Annotated in this window: 14 protein-coding genes; 3 read left to right on the forward strand and 11 right to left on the reverse strand. The window is 35.6% G+C overall.

The genetic code is table 11. The annotated features are described in order from the left end of the window. Window positions 1–403 precede the first annotated feature (403 nt). A complete protein-coding gene (locus BUC25_RS05910) occupies window positions 404–2,344 on the forward strand; it encodes an aconitate hydratase (protein ID WP_073201313.1) in 1,941 nt (646 codons plus the stop codon). Between the two features lie 21 nt (window positions 2,345–2,365). Continuing rightward, window positions 2,366–2,542, forward strand: a complete 177-nt coding sequence (locus BUC25_RS19295) for a hypothetical protein (protein ID WP_170862652.1) — start codon at window positions 2,366–2,368, stop codon at window positions 2,540–2,542. Window positions 2,543–3,161: 619 nt separating this feature from the next. Here BUC25_RS19295 and BUC25_RS05915 read toward each other — a convergent pair. The 7 genes from BUC25_RS05915 to BUC25_RS05950 form a co-directional block, all read right to left on the reverse strand. Further along, on the reverse strand, window positions 3,162–4,205 hold the full coding sequence (locus tag BUC25_RS05915) for a lactonase family protein (protein WP_073200701.1): 1,044 nt from the start codon (window positions 4,203–4,205) through the stop codon (window positions 3,162–3,164). 268 nt (window positions 4,206–4,473) lie between these two features. Next, window positions 4,474–4,731 carry a hypothetical protein gene (locus BUC25_RS05920; RefSeq protein WP_073200703.1) on the reverse strand — a complete coding sequence of 86 codons (258 nt, stop codon included), beginning with the start codon at window positions 4,729–4,731 and terminating at the stop codon, window positions 4,474–4,476. 114 nt (window positions 4,732–4,845) lie between these two features. Beyond that, entirely contained in the window at window positions 4,846–5,379 is a 534-nt protein-coding gene (locus BUC25_RS05925; RefSeq protein ID WP_073200705.1) for an RNA polymerase sigma factor, read from the reverse strand. A gap of 22 nt (window positions 5,380–5,401) precedes the next feature. Continuing rightward, complete coding sequence (locus tag BUC25_RS05930; RefSeq protein WP_073200707.1) at window positions 5,402–7,393, reverse strand: hypothetical protein; 1,992 nt, start codon at window positions 7,391–7,393, stop codon at window positions 5,402–5,404. Continuing rightward, a complete protein-coding gene (locus tag BUC25_RS05935; RefSeq protein WP_073200709.1) occupies window positions 7,368–8,267 on the reverse strand; it encodes an ABC transporter ATP-binding protein in 900 nt (299 codons plus the stop codon). The genes BUC25_RS05930 and BUC25_RS05935 overlap by 26 nt, the downstream gene beginning before the upstream one ends. Beyond that, window positions 8,233–8,649 carry a GntR family transcriptional regulator gene (locus BUC25_RS05940; RefSeq protein ID WP_073200711.1) on the reverse strand — a complete coding sequence of 139 codons (417 nt, stop codon included), beginning with the start codon at window positions 8,647–8,649 and terminating at the stop codon, window positions 8,233–8,235. The genes BUC25_RS05935 and BUC25_RS05940 overlap by 35 nt, the downstream gene beginning before the upstream one ends. Before the next feature lie 786 nt (window positions 8,650–9,435). Next, window positions 9,436–10,044 (reverse strand): alpha/beta hydrolase, encoded by a 609-nt coding sequence (locus BUC25_RS05950; RefSeq protein ID WP_073200715.1) that lies wholly within the window; start codon window positions 10,042–10,044, stop codon window positions 9,436–9,438. Window positions 10,045–10,339: 295 nt separating this feature from the next. Here BUC25_RS05950 and BUC25_RS05955 point away from each other — a divergent pair, with 295 nt between their 5' ends. Next, complete coding sequence (locus BUC25_RS05955; RefSeq protein ID WP_170862653.1) at window positions 10,340–10,936, forward strand: NAD(P)-binding protein; 597 nt, start codon at window positions 10,340–10,342, stop codon at window positions 10,934–10,936. A 4-nt stretch (window positions 10,937–10,940) separates the two neighbouring features. Here the strand turns inward: BUC25_RS05955 and BUC25_RS05960 are convergent, their stop codons facing one another. The 4 genes from BUC25_RS05960 to nirD all read right to left on the reverse strand — a co-directional run bounded on the left by BUC25_RS05960 (window position 10,941) and on the right by nirD (window position 13,925). After that, window positions 10,941–11,990, reverse strand: coding sequence for an anthranilate phosphoribosyltransferase (locus BUC25_RS05960; protein ID WP_073200719.1), 1,050 nt, complete (start codon window positions 11,988–11,990; stop codon window positions 10,941–10,943). Beyond that, window positions 11,962–12,729, reverse strand: coding sequence for a sirohydrochlorin chelatase (locus BUC25_RS05965; RefSeq protein ID WP_073200721.1), 768 nt, complete (start codon window positions 12,727–12,729; stop codon window positions 11,962–11,964). The genes BUC25_RS05960 and BUC25_RS05965 overlap by 29 nt, the downstream gene beginning before the upstream one ends. A gap of 12 nt (window positions 12,730–12,741) precedes the next feature. Then, window positions 12,742–13,527: a uroporphyrinogen-III C-methyltransferase gene (cobA, locus tag BUC25_RS05970; RefSeq protein ID WP_073200723.1), complete on the reverse strand. Its 786-nt coding sequence runs from the start codon at window positions 13,525–13,527 to the stop codon at window positions 12,742–12,744. A 71-nt stretch (window positions 13,528–13,598) separates the two neighbouring features. Beyond that, window positions 13,599–13,925, reverse strand: coding sequence for a nitrite reductase small subunit NirD (nirD, locus tag BUC25_RS05975; protein WP_073200725.1), 327 nt, complete (start codon window positions 13,923–13,925; stop codon window positions 13,599–13,601). Window positions 13,926–13,938: the final 13 nt, after the last annotated feature.

Here is a 13,938-nt window from a genome sequence, read left to right on the forward strand (position 1 = left end):
AGAACCACCATATAGCGTAGGCCGTCCGCTTCCACTCCTATGGCATCTGTTTTCCCTGAAGATCCACTTTTTTGAGCGTTTTTTGCTCAAAAAAGTTAGCTGATGGGAAAACGCCATGGAAAGGGAAGTGGACAGCCGTAGCGAGGGATTAATAGTTACTATATTTCACTACATTGAAAAAGCATTGATACCGCGAATGTTATGCTTTCCTTGGTTATCAAAAAAGCCATTCAAGATCGATTACGATTTTGAATGGCTTTTTCTATTCGTTTTCTTTACCAAAATATACTCACCTCTATACTTAAACTGATTTTAAAAGTTTATCAACAAATAAAATGTGTAATATACATAATAAAGCACAATATAAAATCGAACAAGTTTATATTAAGGAGGACTGATGGGAATGAAACAAAATGTGGCACAGAAGTTAATACAACAACATCTTATTTCTGGAGAAATGAAGCCCGGTAACGAAATCGGTTTGAAAATTGATCAAACATTAACCCAGGATGCTACTGGAACTATGGTTATGTTGGAATTAGAAGCAATGGGAATTGACCGGGTAAAAACAGAAGCTTCTGCTCAATATGTAGACCATAATTTAATCCAGGAAGACTTTCGTAATGCGGATGATCACTTATTTTTAAGAAGCGCTGCCCGTAAATTCGGAATTTATTATAGTCGCCCTGGTAACGGTGTTAGTCACCCTGTGCATATGCAACAATTAGCAAAACCAGGAAAAACCTTACTAGGCTCTGATAGTCATACTTGTGCTAATGGCTGTATGGGAATGTTAGCTATCGGTGCAGGCGGCATTGATGTTGCGATGGCGATGGCAGGTGAACCTTACCATATAAAAATGCCAAAAGTTATGGGGGTAAAATTAACAGGTTCATTGCCAGATTGGGTGAGTGCAAAAGATGTTATTCTTGAGATGTTGCGCAGACATGATGTTAAAGGCGGAGTTAATAAAATAATCGAATATTATGGACCTGGTCTTAAAAACCTATCTGCAATGGATCGTCACGTGATTGCAAATATGGGTGCTGAATTAGGGGCAACCGCCACTGTCTTTCCTTCCGATAAAGAAATTAAACACTTTTTAAAACAACAAGGTCGTGAAGATGACTGGATTGAGTTAACGGCGGATCGTGGGGCTCAATATGACGAAGAAGAACATATTGATTTATCCACATTAGAACCGTTAATTGCAAAGCCCTCTAGTCCGGGAAATGTAATACCGGTTAAAGAAATAGAAGGAGAAACCATTTACCAATCGTATATCGGCTCATCAGCAAATCCAGGGTATCGAGATTTTGCAATTGCTGGTGAAATTGTAAAAGGAAAAGAAATAGCTGCAGGCATTTCTTTTGATATTAACCCTACCTCCCGTCAATTATTAGAACAATTGGTGGATAACGGTCATATCGCTAACCTTCTATCTGCAGGTGCTCGTATGCATCAAGCAGGATGTAATGGTTGTATCGGAATGGGACAAGCTCCTGCAACTGGTCGTAACAGCTTACGAACAACACCTAGGAACTTCCCAGGACGTTCAGGAACAAAAGAAGATAGTGTTTTCTTATGTAGTCCTGAAACGGCTGCAGCATCAGCATTGACCGGTGAAATTACAGATCCAAGAACTTTAGAAATGAAATATCCAAAAATACAAGAACCAAAGAAATTCAAAACGGAGGGTATGTTGGAAGCTCCCCCTAGTGAACAAGCAAGTGATATCGAATTGGAAAAAGGACCAAATATTACTACCATTCCGGATTTTGAACAAATTGAGGATAATTTTGATTTACCTATTTTATTAAAAATGAGTGACAATATTTCAACCGATGAGATTTTAGCAGGTGGATCTCGTGTACTACCATTTAGAAGTAATATTCAAAAAATAAGTACATTTGCTTTTGAAATAATTGATGAAAACTATTATGAAAAGGCAATGAAAAAGCGGGATAGTGGTGGTCATATGCTTCTAGCGAGTTCAAACTATGGCCAAGGATCAAGTCGTGAACATGCTGCACTTGCACCACGTTATTTAGGTTTAAAAGTTGTTCTTGTTAAAGATTTTGCTCGTATTCACCTGCAAAATTTAATTAACTTTGGGATCTTACCATTAACGTTTGTAGATGATAGTGACTTTGACCATTTATCACAAGACGATATTTTAGAGTTTAGAAATGTCCATCAGTCCATTAGGGACGGTCGCACGCTTGAAATACAAGTTAAAGGATCCAATCGTAAAATAGAGGCTCAGCACGATTTAACACAACGCCATATTGACATTATTTTAGCAGGCGGAATTATCAATTGGATTAAACAAAAACAAAGCTAATATCAGAAAAGGAGTTCAACAATGGGATCACAACATATGAGATGTAAGGCTTGTGAAGGGACTGGGTTATTAATGGATGATGAGGAGTGGCGTTACACCTGCTCGATTTGCCACGGAGATGGCTTCATTTCAAGATACGAATCCAAAGAAAATCAAGACCTAATCGATGTAGATATTAATAATAGAACTATAGAATAAAATTGATCAAACCATGTTGGTAATTATGAAATGATTTGCATGCGTAAAAACCGCTCCGGCTTGCCCACTTCCCTTTCCATGGGCTTTTTCCTTCAGCTAACTTTTCCAAGCAAAAACCGCTCGGAAAAGTGGATCTTCAGGAAAAAGGATCCCATAGGAGTGGAAGAAGCCGCCTACGCTAGAGGGGGCTCTACAACTATTGTAAATGCTAGTATTTTGGAAGATTACAATTAAACTATATATCAACTTGTATCGACAACAATGATAAATTAATACGCCAACATGATTATTCTTGCTTGAGTTGTGGAATATAAAAAAGCGCAGGCGTCCGCTTTCACTCCTGCGGGAAGTTTTTATCCGAAGATCCACTTTTTAAGCGCACTTTGCTTAAAAAGTTAGCTGAGGAGAAAAACCCGCGGAAAAGGAAGCGGACAAGCTGGAGCGATTGCAAAGCACATATTAAATCTCATAATACCATAATAGTTAGCTCGCTTTGTCCTGCTTTCATTCAATAACATGTAATTAATTGTCTTAATTAGTTGATTTTATTGATCATAACACCTTGTAGTGTCGTTTTTATTTGATATTAAAAGGCCACTTTGCGTAAGTGGCCTTTTGGTTATGCGTGTATGAATTTTAAACATACTGCTTCTGGAGCTTTTACGTCTTTTTGGATTAGAGTCAATGTACCTTTATTTGGATCACGCTCAAATAATACTAATGTACCTGACTCCTGATTAGAGGCAACGATAAATTGTTCGGATGGATCCAGGACAAAATCACGTGGCCAGTCACCTTCTGTATCCGTCCACTCGATAAATTCTACCGTAAAATCATCTGCTACTCGATAAACTGCAATAGAATTATGTCCACGGTTACCAGCATAGACAAATTTACCATCAGAAGATAAATGAATGGCACTGCCTTGATTATTTTCCTTAAAATCTTCAGGGAGTGTGGTAATATACTGCAATTCTTCAAATGAACCATCCGATTCATTATATTTTAATACAATTACTTCATTACTTAACTCTGTCATTACATAAGCATATTTACCATTTGGATGAAATGCTAAGTGTCTTGGTCCACTTCCGGACTTTGTATTCAAAACACTGATCTTTTCAAGCTTATCTGCATCAGGACGATACGTTGTGATCGTATCACTGCCCAGATCAACCACTACTACAAACTGTTGATCAGGTGTAAAGCCAGCATAATGTAAATGTGGTTTTTCCTGGCGTTCATGTGGACCATTTCCCTCATGCTCTACCGACTTAGAAGCTTGAACAGTACCATCTTGATTGGTTAAATGTGCTTCTACTTGTTTGGTATGATAATTCGCTGTTACAACTAAGCTATTATCGTTTTTTACACTTACATGACAGGGTGCAGACCCGTCCGTTGCTTCACTATTCAACTTCTTTAAATTCCCCTCTGAATCAGAAATTTCAAACGCAGTGACACCACCCTTATCCTCTTCTTTTGAAACGGCGTATACATAACGATTATCATTACTAACTGTCAAGTAGGTAGGATTATCAAGAGGTGCTGCTACTTCAACGTTCTTTATTTCTTTATCGCCTGTATCTAGAATAAAACGGTAAACACCTTGGCTTTCTTTTTTAGTATAAGATCCAATATAACCTATGTATTGTTTCCCCATTCTTTCAAATCCCTTCTCTTTCAATATTTAACTCTTGTAATTATAACAAATTTCAGAAATGAAAGAAAACTTGGCAATGACCAAGTTTTCCATTTCATTATATCGTTTTATCTTTTTTCATTTGATAATATGCATATGCTCCAATACCGATAGAAGCTAACATCGGTAACATTTTAGCTCTTCTTCTCATCTGTATCCCTCCATTTTGTTTTGGGTACAACATTATTCTGTGCTTGTTAGCCATTATTACTCCAAGCTAATCAAGGAATTATTGGAATTTACTCCCTACAAAAAGAAAGAATAAAATAAAGAGCCCGATAGTAAATGGCAAGGCACCTATTAGACTTAAGCTCATTCCATTATATCCGCCTACAATCTCATTACCGATTAAATAAATGATTACACCAGCTGCACAACTTAAAAATCCCCACCAATAGGGTAATTTTTTAACTATGCTATAAAGGACACCGATGAAAAACAAGCATAAAAAGATCCATGGTAGAACAACATATATAATATAACTCATAACAGACATCCTTTGAATAAATTAAGACTCACATGTATAGGTATAGAATTTCCCAGTGATGACCCTTCATCCATTATATACCTAATTTTCAAAAGAAAAAACCAGAAACTTTTTTTAAGCTCCTGGTTTTAATAGTCCTACATCATTCTGATTATAATTTTCTTTAATTAACTTCCTTGCTCTGAAAATTCTTGTCTTAACAGCAGAATGTGTAATATTTAATATTTTTGCTATTTCATGGTCATCTAATTCTTGTTTGAATTTCAGATCAAAAACACTTTTTAATTTATCATTTTTTACGATATACTGCTCTAAATCCTCCACCGTACATGTCCAATTAATGTGTTCATCGACATCATTGGTTGCACATATATTGATTTCTTCTAACAAAGAAGGATCATCAAACATAAAGGATTTAGAACGTTTTTCTTTTCGTAATAGATCGATCGCTGTTCTTGAGGTGATTGTTCGTAACCATGCTCCAATTTTTTCGATTTTGTTATCATTTAAATGTTGGAAAATTTTGATCCATGATTCTTGTACCACATCTTCAGCTAATTGTCGATCCTTTACAATCTTTATAGCTACATAAAACATCATACTTTGGTATTGATCCACTAAACGCTCATACACACCTTCTACGAACATGTATTCACCTCCTCTTCTCTCCTTATTTAAAATTCTCTAAAACAAATGCAGGAAGTTGCTTTTCATTAACACGAAAACTTGTGATGAAGTTGTTGGTAGTGACCTCATATAAACCAATCTCCCAATCACCTTTCATCGTTTCTTGCTCCCATAAGGAATAAACTTGATCTAGTTGCTCTCTGTCTTGGATTATAAGCAAATTATCATCGTCAATCTCGTTAGGGCGAGACAAATCATAAAACAACTCTCTATTATTGTCGCTCGTCCTCATTACTGCTGCCATTGCTACATCCTCTTTTCCAAAGAAAATACCTCGATTTAATTGTTCTTCTTCCAGTACTTCTTTTAAATTCTCATAATCATTTACAATAGGAACATGATAAAATTGTTCTGGTTTCTTCTCAAATTCGATACTGCCTAAATCTTGAAAGTATCCTTGTGTTATCTCTTCATACGAAGCATTCATATAATCTTTTTTCAATGCTTCAATTATTTTCACCATGGTGTTTTGATTATCTATTTCGTGATTTCCATGAAAACCATATAGAGAAATTTTATGAAAGTTACTAATATCATCATACAACCAGGCAAGGTTAGATCGTTTAAAACTGTCTGATTCTAATATGGGTTCCACTAAGTGACTGAGCTCACTCATCGAAGGAATAAAATACCTTCTATTTATTTTTTGACCATTTTCTAAATAGTAATTAATAAAAAAGGTTTGAGAGTCTTCCGTGTAATTCCTGTTATGAGCTTTCTCGTAATACTCATCATCTAATATGGTTTGGTGAAGTCCAATTATTTTTTTAATTAATTCTGGATCTGTAATGTTTGCATTATCTTTCGCGTTTTCACCACTTTGGTACGTATTAAAGCGAAACGAATCATCAGTTATAAAAACACTCTCCACATTTTCAGGTTCTGGAATTCGCTTTTCAAATCCATAGATATCAAATACAATGGATAATAAAACCAAAAGTGAAACACCAATGTATAGTAATAAACCTTTCCATTGATGGAAAATCCGCCATGTTTTTTGAATCAGCATTTCCGCTAATAAGTAACCAATGAATGCTCCGAATAAATAACCAAAAGAAATCCAGCCAAGAAATTGCCCCTGAACAAATCCGAAATACGTACCACCTAATAACATAAAACAGAAAGTAACACCGATTTTAAATACTGGTTTAAGAATCGTGAAAGCTAGCGCTTGATTGGCTGCTTCAACATTCCGCCCCCGATAAATTATGATTGAAGAAACAATACAAATAAGCGAGATTATCCAATAAAATGAAAAATTTTTAATATCCAACTCACGAAATTGTATATCAAAAACCTGGATAAATGGTGATAAATTAGATAAATTATTTCCCACAGCATATTCCGGACTAAAACCGATCAATAGCATCTCCAAATTATAGTAGATTAACATAGAGATACCTGCTGGGAATAGCAGAAAAATATAGCTTAAAGCTGCTTGGACAGTCGATATACCAGTCAAAACACCGATTAATACAGAGAATGTATAAAATAACGTATTGATCATAATCGTGAAATATAGCCAGTTCCCAATATCTGCGTGTTGATACATATGATCAACATCCATCGTTCCGTAAAGTGCAAGCAACAATAAAGCGTTAATTATAGCTGGTACAATCACCATCAAATATCCCAGTAAAAATTGGTGATAAAAAAGCTGTGATCGTTTAATTGGTAAACTATGCATGAAATCTGCCGACCCTTTTACTTGCATATACCGAAAAGTAAAAATACTTGCTAATACTGGTGCAGTAATCATTAATAAACCTTGAATTTCACCATTAAAATACAATAAATGATGCACGTTTTCCTGATAATAAGTAATCGTTTCTTGATCAACGCTCGATAGTTCCATAATGATTTGGAGTGGTAATACGAAAATAAGGGCGATAAAATAAGCAATTCCTATCCAGCCAGAAGTTCGAAAACTTTGTTTCCAAATTTCCTTTTTAAAGTAAGATGTTTTCGATGGCATACCCTACACCCTCCATTTCATAAATGAAAATTTCTTCTAATGTTAATGGCAACATATCAAAAACTACGGGTTCATATTTATTAATGTGACTTTCCACCTGTTGATATTCGCCTCTTACAATGCATACGAACACACTACCTCTTTTTTCCTGATATAAAATGTCTAAACCTTCAAACAATGAATCATCAACGTCATTCTTGAAAGCAATTTGTACTTTATGGATATCTGCTTTGAGATCATCTAAATCTTTTTCTACTAATAATTCACCCCGATGTAAAATACCAACTGCATCACAAATATCTTCGACTTCTTCTAAATTATGGGAAGATACTAGCACTGTCATTTCACGTTCTGCTACATCTTGAATGATCCAAGACTTTATTTTTCTGCGAATTACCGGGTCTAATCCGTCAAATGGCTCATCAAGAATTAGATAATCAGGCATTGCACATAATGCTAACCAGAAAGCCACCTGCCGTTGCATTCCTTTTGAGAACCTCTGAATTTTTTGGGTTACATCTAATTTCAGTAGTTTTTGCATTTGCACAAATCGTTCCTGATTCCAGTTAGGATAGAGGTTCTCATAAAAGCTTGCCATTTGATTGACGGTATAATGCGAGAAAAAAAACAGAGCATCAGGAATGAAAATTAGTCGTTCCTTCAGTACAATATTCTCGAAGACGGGTTTACGTTCTATTTCTACTGCACCGTTATTTTGTTTGATAATGCCTGCAATTGTCTTTAACAACGTCGTTTTGCCAGCCCCATTTGAACCTAATAATCCATAAATAGAACCTTTTTCAATTTTTAAGCTGACATCTGCTAATACGATATCTTTTTCAAATTTCTTTTTCACGTTCTGAACTTGGATCATTTGTTTCCCCCCCTGCTACCAATTCATTTGCTTCTGTTATGAGTACCTGTAATTCTTTTATGGTTACACCTAAAAACAAAGCTTCAGACATTTGCTTTTTTATTTGTTCTTTTACTTTCTTTAGTTCAGCTGAGTTATCCGTTATTAGCATATGATTCACAAAACTTCCCTTCCCTTTTACCGAATATATATAGCCTTTTGTCTCAAGTTCGCGATAAGCTTTTTGAATCGTATTAGGGTTAATTGACAACTGTTGGGCAAGCGTTCGTACAGAGGGTAATTTTTCGTCTTGCTTCAGAACATCATTGATGATCAATTGTTTTAATTTTTCGACTAACTGTTCATATATAGGCTTTCTGCTACGTAAGTCAAGCTCAAACATAACACCCTCCCTTTCCACTGTATGATCTGTATTAATTGTATTAACTGTATCAATATATTTAGTACAGTTATATTATATGACAACTAGTTAAAAATACAAGTATTATTTTCAAAAATCAGCAAAAATTAAATTGTTACGTATAAACAAGACAATGTGACATAACTCTAAAGGTAATTTTGACAGGTTATATGTGCGTAGCAATTGCTTCGGCTTGCCCACTTCCCTTTCCGCGGGTTTTTCTCCTCAGCTAACTTTTTAAGCAAAGTTCGCTTAAAAAGTGGATCTTCGAATAAAAACATCCCGCAGGAGTAGAAGCGGACACCTGCGCTTTTTATATGCTTTCTAACTAAAGTAAGAATAAAATTGTTGGCTTTATTTCATAACATATCCTTATGAATTTATCTTTAGATTACTTATCCTAATTAACATAATATGTTCATAACTGTAACAATCCAAAATGCTAGCATTTGCAATATTTGTAGAGTTCCATTCAGCGTAGGCGGCACTTCCACTCCTGTGGGATTGTTTTCCCTGAAGATCCACTTTTCCATGCGTTTTTTGCTTGGAAAAGTTAGCTGAAGGGAAAACCCCACGGAAAGGGAAGTGGGCAAGCCGAAGCGGATACCACCCACATACTTCATCTCATAATGACCACAAGAGTTATGTCGGATAATCCTTCTTTTATGCAACAATTTGAAGTTTATTTTTATACATATTGAGAATATTTACAGAATTTTTTCTATTAAAAAAAGCTATGCACCTTGGAGGAGGTTGCATAGCTTACATTTAGATTATTTTATTTTGATACCATTCTTTGGCTGCTTCTACTTCTGTTCTTGTTAATTGATGACCGTTATTTTCCCAATGGACTTGAACTTCTGCACCATTTTCCGTTAGTATCTTTTCAAGATCGATCGATTCTTGTTCGGTACATAGGGGATCATTATGGCCGGCTGTGATCAAGACCTTAACTCCCGATAGATCAGGTAACTCGACTCCTCTTTTTGGAACCATCGGATGATGTAGTACCGCTCCGTTTAAGACATCTTGATAGTTGAACAGTAAACTACCTGCTATATTAGCTCCATTGGAATAACCAACAGCTATCACATAATTACGATCAAATCCATATTCCTCAGCTGACTCATCTATAAATTCATATAATTCCTTCGTACGCAACATTAAGTCTTCTTCATCAAAGACACCTTCTGCTAATCGTTTAAAAAAACGTGGCATTCCATTTTCAGAAACATTACCTCTTACACTTAGAATATTTGCGTCAGGATCAATTATCTCAGCAAGGGGTAATAAATCATTCTCAGTCCCACCTGTACCGTGAAGTAATAATAATGTAGGACCGTTTAGACTTTTTCCCTCTTTAAAAATATGTTTCATTTAAACACCTTCCTTTTTTCAATTTATCTCAACTTCGAACTATTTTCTTCTATTTTAAAAGAATCTCCTTCTAGTGTAAGAAACCTTACTAACATCTGTCAATTAGCTTGCCTTGACTAACTATTGCGTCTACAATAAAATGAGAATTCAATTTTACACCCACTTTGCTCGATGAAATGTATCAGAAAGTAATCAGTTAGTTTCTTCGATATAATCGAATCTTTTCGTTTAAGTTTTTACGGAAAGGTAACACCTGATAAATTGAATAGGAGGTGCCATCATAGCTTATCTGCCATTGCTTGTTAATTTAACTAATAAAGAAATAATAATTATTGGTGGAGGAAAAGTGGCTGAACGACGATTACGTCAATTATTAGAGTATAAACAATCAATCACTGTAGTTAGTCCAACCCTCACTGATACCATGAAAGAAATAGTTACTATTAATAATATAAAATGGACAAATGAACCTTTCAAAAAAGAAGATGTAGAAAATGCCGATCTAATTATTGCAGCTACAAACAATGAGGGGATCAATGACGAAATTATTAAGCAAGCACCTAAAAAAGCATGGATTAATGCGGCACATCATGGTGAAAAAGGTACCGTATATTTTCCTATCACGTTACAACGCGGACGATTACAAATAGCAATATCCACAGGTGGTGCAAGTCCCCTTCTCGCAAAACGGATCAAAAAGCAAATAGACTTACAATTTCCAGATGACTATGAAACCTATATCGACTTTTTATTTGAAGCAAGAGAAATAATAAAAAAATTAGACATGGATAAAAAAGAAAAACATCGATTACTTAAAGATATCGTGCAGAACCCTATCTATGACAAAAAAGCTCAAAAAACTTTTATAAAGTCATTAAAAAAACAAATGTGAAGGGTTATTTTACCTCACATTTGTTAGAAATAACGGACTCTAGTTTGCTCAATCCATTGCCGTCTCTCAGTTGTCGTTTCGCAATGTTAATTCCCTCTTCTACTGAATCAGTATGATGAAATAAATAGTAGCGTAAACCTGCATTTAGTAACGTTTGATTATAATAATAACGATACTCAGGTTTCGACTCTCCCGATAAAATCGATCGAATAATTGCTGCCTGTTCCTCTGCATATAATTTATTGGATTTATCAAACTCTTTATATTCAAGTCCATATTCGTTCGGTTTGATGATAAAGGATTCTAAGTTTTCGGGTGTCCAATCAAACACAAAGCTATTACGATGAACAGGAACATCTTCTGAACCTTCTAATCCCTGAACTATATATACATGACGATAATTTAACTGTTTGAAAACATCATTCAATTTATGAATGGCTGTTCGGTGAAAAGCACCTAACATCACGTTCTTTGCCTGAGGTAAATTAATAAGCTTCTCTACTGTATTAAATAATGTCCGTACTCCTATTTCCTCCCTGATATGGCGAACGGAAGCCAATGGGTTACAAAAGTATTCCGTATCAACAAATCCAAAAGACTCATTCTCGATGTTCATTTCTATCTGTTCCTTAGAAAGTGTCACATCAACACCTAATGACTTCATAATCGCTTTAAGTGATGTCCCATATTTCGGTGGTAATGTGTCACTTGCTGATAGAAAAGCGGGTATTCCCTGATCCGCTAATAATAAAGAAACTGGAACTGTAGCAGCAAAGGAGTTACGACCATTGTATGGGCCTGCAAAATCAATTAATTTATCTTGCAGCTCATTAGAGATAGTTAATCGATTTGCATGTTTTTCTAACGTCTCAATAAATGCACACAATTCATCTGGTGATTCTGTTTTAATTCTTTCGGCAACTAAGTAGGCGGCAATTTGAGCATCTGTTGCTTTACCTGAAAGGATTTGCTCTGCTACTGCGAGAGTTTCTTCATAGGTTAAATCTTTTGCCCCTTTTTTACCTCTAGCTACTTCTTTTAACCATTGCTGCATCAGAGTTCGCTTCCTTTCTAGCTTCTGCCACACGACTTATTAACACTTCAGTTACATTCGGATGATGTCCTAAGTAATCGGCAAGCAGTAGTTTTTGGTCTTTTTGAAGCTCAAATTGCTCAATGAACTCTTTTATTCCTTTATCTAATAAACCAGTAAAAAGTAAATAAGGTAAAATAAGAACAGATTTATTATCTTTCACTTTTTCTAATAAAAGTGCTTCAAACTTTGGTTCGCTTGCAGCAAGAAAGCACTTCTCTATTTTATTATTTGGGTAATATTCTTTTAGAAGATGGACAATTCTTTCAGTATCCTCTACAGCAGATCGATCACTACTTCCCCGACCTACAAGGAGCAGATCATATTCTTCTACTTCAGAAGTACAAGTTGAAATACGATCGATTAATATTTCTACCATTTTATAGTCAACTTCAATTGCTCGCCCATAAATAAAATCAACATCAGGGTATTTATCTTTTTCTTTATCGATTATATTTGGTATGTCCTTTTTAGCATGGCCAGCTGTCAGCAACAAAATTGGCATAATAATTACATTAGTGGCACCTTTTTCAATCACTTTGTGAACGGTTTCTGAAAGTGTCGGTTCTTGCAACTCCAGGAAACACGTTTCTTGTAAAGGTATATCTACGCCTTTTTTCACTTTATCGATTAACGCATAAGACTCTATCTTTGCCTTCTGTAATCGACTGCCATGACATATATAGATGACAGCTTCCATTTATATCCACTCCTAATATGCTTCTAATGCTGAGATTTCAACAGGCTGCTGCTGATAACGTTCTTTTAAATATTGTAATTTTTCGCCTACTTTTACTACTTCGCCTACGACAATCATTGCTGGGTTTTTTACTTTGTTTTGTTCTGCTAAATGTACTATAGATTGCAGGCTCCCACTAACTACTTTTTGATTTCTAGTCGTTCCTTCCTGAATAATTGCAACAGGAGTTTTTGCAGACTTTCCAGATTTGATAAGTTTTTCTATTATAAATGGTAAATTACTCATTCCCATATAGATTGCTAATGTGTCCACAGATTTCGCTAAATATTCCCATTTAATATCAGATGGTTCACCATTTTTGCAATGTCCTGTTACTACCGCAAAAGAGCGGCCCAATTCACGATGTGTGATTGGAATGTCTGCATAGGCAGGTGCAGCAATTCCAGAAGTGATCCCTGGCACTACTTCATAGGCAACGCCATTTTTAGCCAAAGCGACTGCTTCCTCTGCACCTCTTCCAAAAACAAAGGGATCTCCACCCTTTAATCGTACAACATTTTTACCTTTTTTTCCATATTTAACTAACAAATGATTAATGGTATCTTGCTTCATTAGGTGTAATTTTGGAAGTTTCCCACAGTAAATCAAATCAGCATCCCGTTTTGCCTGTTCTAATAATTCTTGGTTTACCAAACGATCATAAAGAATAACTTCCGCTTGTTGGATCGCCTTTAAAGCTTTTACTGTTATTAAATCCGGATCTCCCGGTCCTGCACCGATCAAATAAACTTTCCCCATTTTTATTCCCCACCATTCATGTTTCTTTGTTAGCTCCGAGAGAATATCTTTCTGCCCGGAGCGTTAGTTCATTATTTTTCCGGAACTTCCACAAATACTTGATTTTCTTCTACAGTTGTCTTGTAAGTCTGCACACAACCTTCATCAGGAGCTTGTACGAGACCATCTGTGACATTAATTTTCCAATCGTGTAATGGACAAAAAACATGTTCGCCACTTACCATTCCTTCTGACAAAACACCCCCACGATGGGGACATTTGTTTTCAATTGCCTTTACATTGCCATTGGAAAGTCGGAAAACAGCCAATTCTTTGTCATCTATAACGACTGCTTTTCCTAAGCTTACTGGTAAATCATCATAATTAGCTATGAATATCTTGCGTACGATCTGTTCCATAAACGTTTCCCCC

This window comes from Gracilibacillus kekensis, assembly GCF_900143085.1.
GTDB lineage: Bacteria > Bacillota > Bacilli > Bacillales > Amphibacillaceae > Gracilibacillus > Gracilibacillus kekensis.

Excerpts from the sequence above, each read along its gene's own strand:
- BUC25_RS05940 (WP_073200711.1), bottom strand. The coding sequence starts at position 8,649 with ATGTTTGAGCTTGACTTACGTAGCAGAAAGCCTATATATGAACAGTTA.
- BUC25_RS05925 (WP_073200705.1), bottom strand. The coding sequence starts at position 5,379 with ATGTTCGTAGAAGGTGTGTATGAGCGTTTAGTGGATCAATACCAAAGT.
- BUC25_RS05910 (WP_073201313.1), top strand. The coding sequence starts at position 404 with ATGAAACAAAATGTGGCACAGAAGTTAATACAACAACATCTTATTTCT.
- BUC25_RS05935 (WP_073200709.1), bottom strand. The coding sequence starts at position 8,267 with ATGATCCAAGTTCAGAACGTGAAAAAGAAATTTGAAAAAGATATCGTA.
- nirD (WP_073200725.1), bottom strand. The coding sequence starts at position 13,925 with ATGGAACAGATCGTACGCAAGATATTCATAGCTAATTATGATGATTTA.
- BUC25_RS05920 (WP_073200703.1), bottom strand. The coding sequence starts at position 4,731 with ATGAGTTATATTATATATGTTGTTCTACCATGGATCTTTTTATGCTTG.
- BUC25_RS05960 (WP_073200719.1), bottom strand. The coding sequence starts at position 11,990 with ATGCAGCAATGGTTAAAAGAAGTAGCTAGAGGTAAAAAAGGGGCAAAA.
- cobA (WP_073200723.1), bottom strand. The coding sequence starts at position 13,527 with ATGGGGAAAGTTTATTTGATCGGTGCAGGACCGGGAGATCCGGATTTA.
- BUC25_RS19295 (WP_170862652.1), top strand. The coding sequence starts at position 2,366 with ATGGGATCACAACATATGAGATGTAAGGCTTGTGAAGGGACTGGGTTA.
- BUC25_RS05965 (WP_073200721.1), bottom strand. The coding sequence starts at position 12,729 with ATGGAAGCTGTCATCTATATATGTCATGGCAGTCGATTACAGAAGGCA.
- BUC25_RS05930 (WP_073200707.1), bottom strand. The coding sequence starts at position 7,393 with ATGCCATCGAAAACATCTTACTTTAAAAAGGAAATTTGGAAACAAAGT.
- BUC25_RS05950 (WP_073200715.1), bottom strand. The coding sequence starts at position 10,044 with ATGAAACATATTTTTAAAGAGGGAAAAAGTCTAAACGGTCCTACATTA.
- BUC25_RS05915 (WP_073200701.1), bottom strand. The coding sequence starts at position 4,205 with ATGGGGAAACAATACATAGGTTATATTGGATCTTATACTAAAAAAGAA.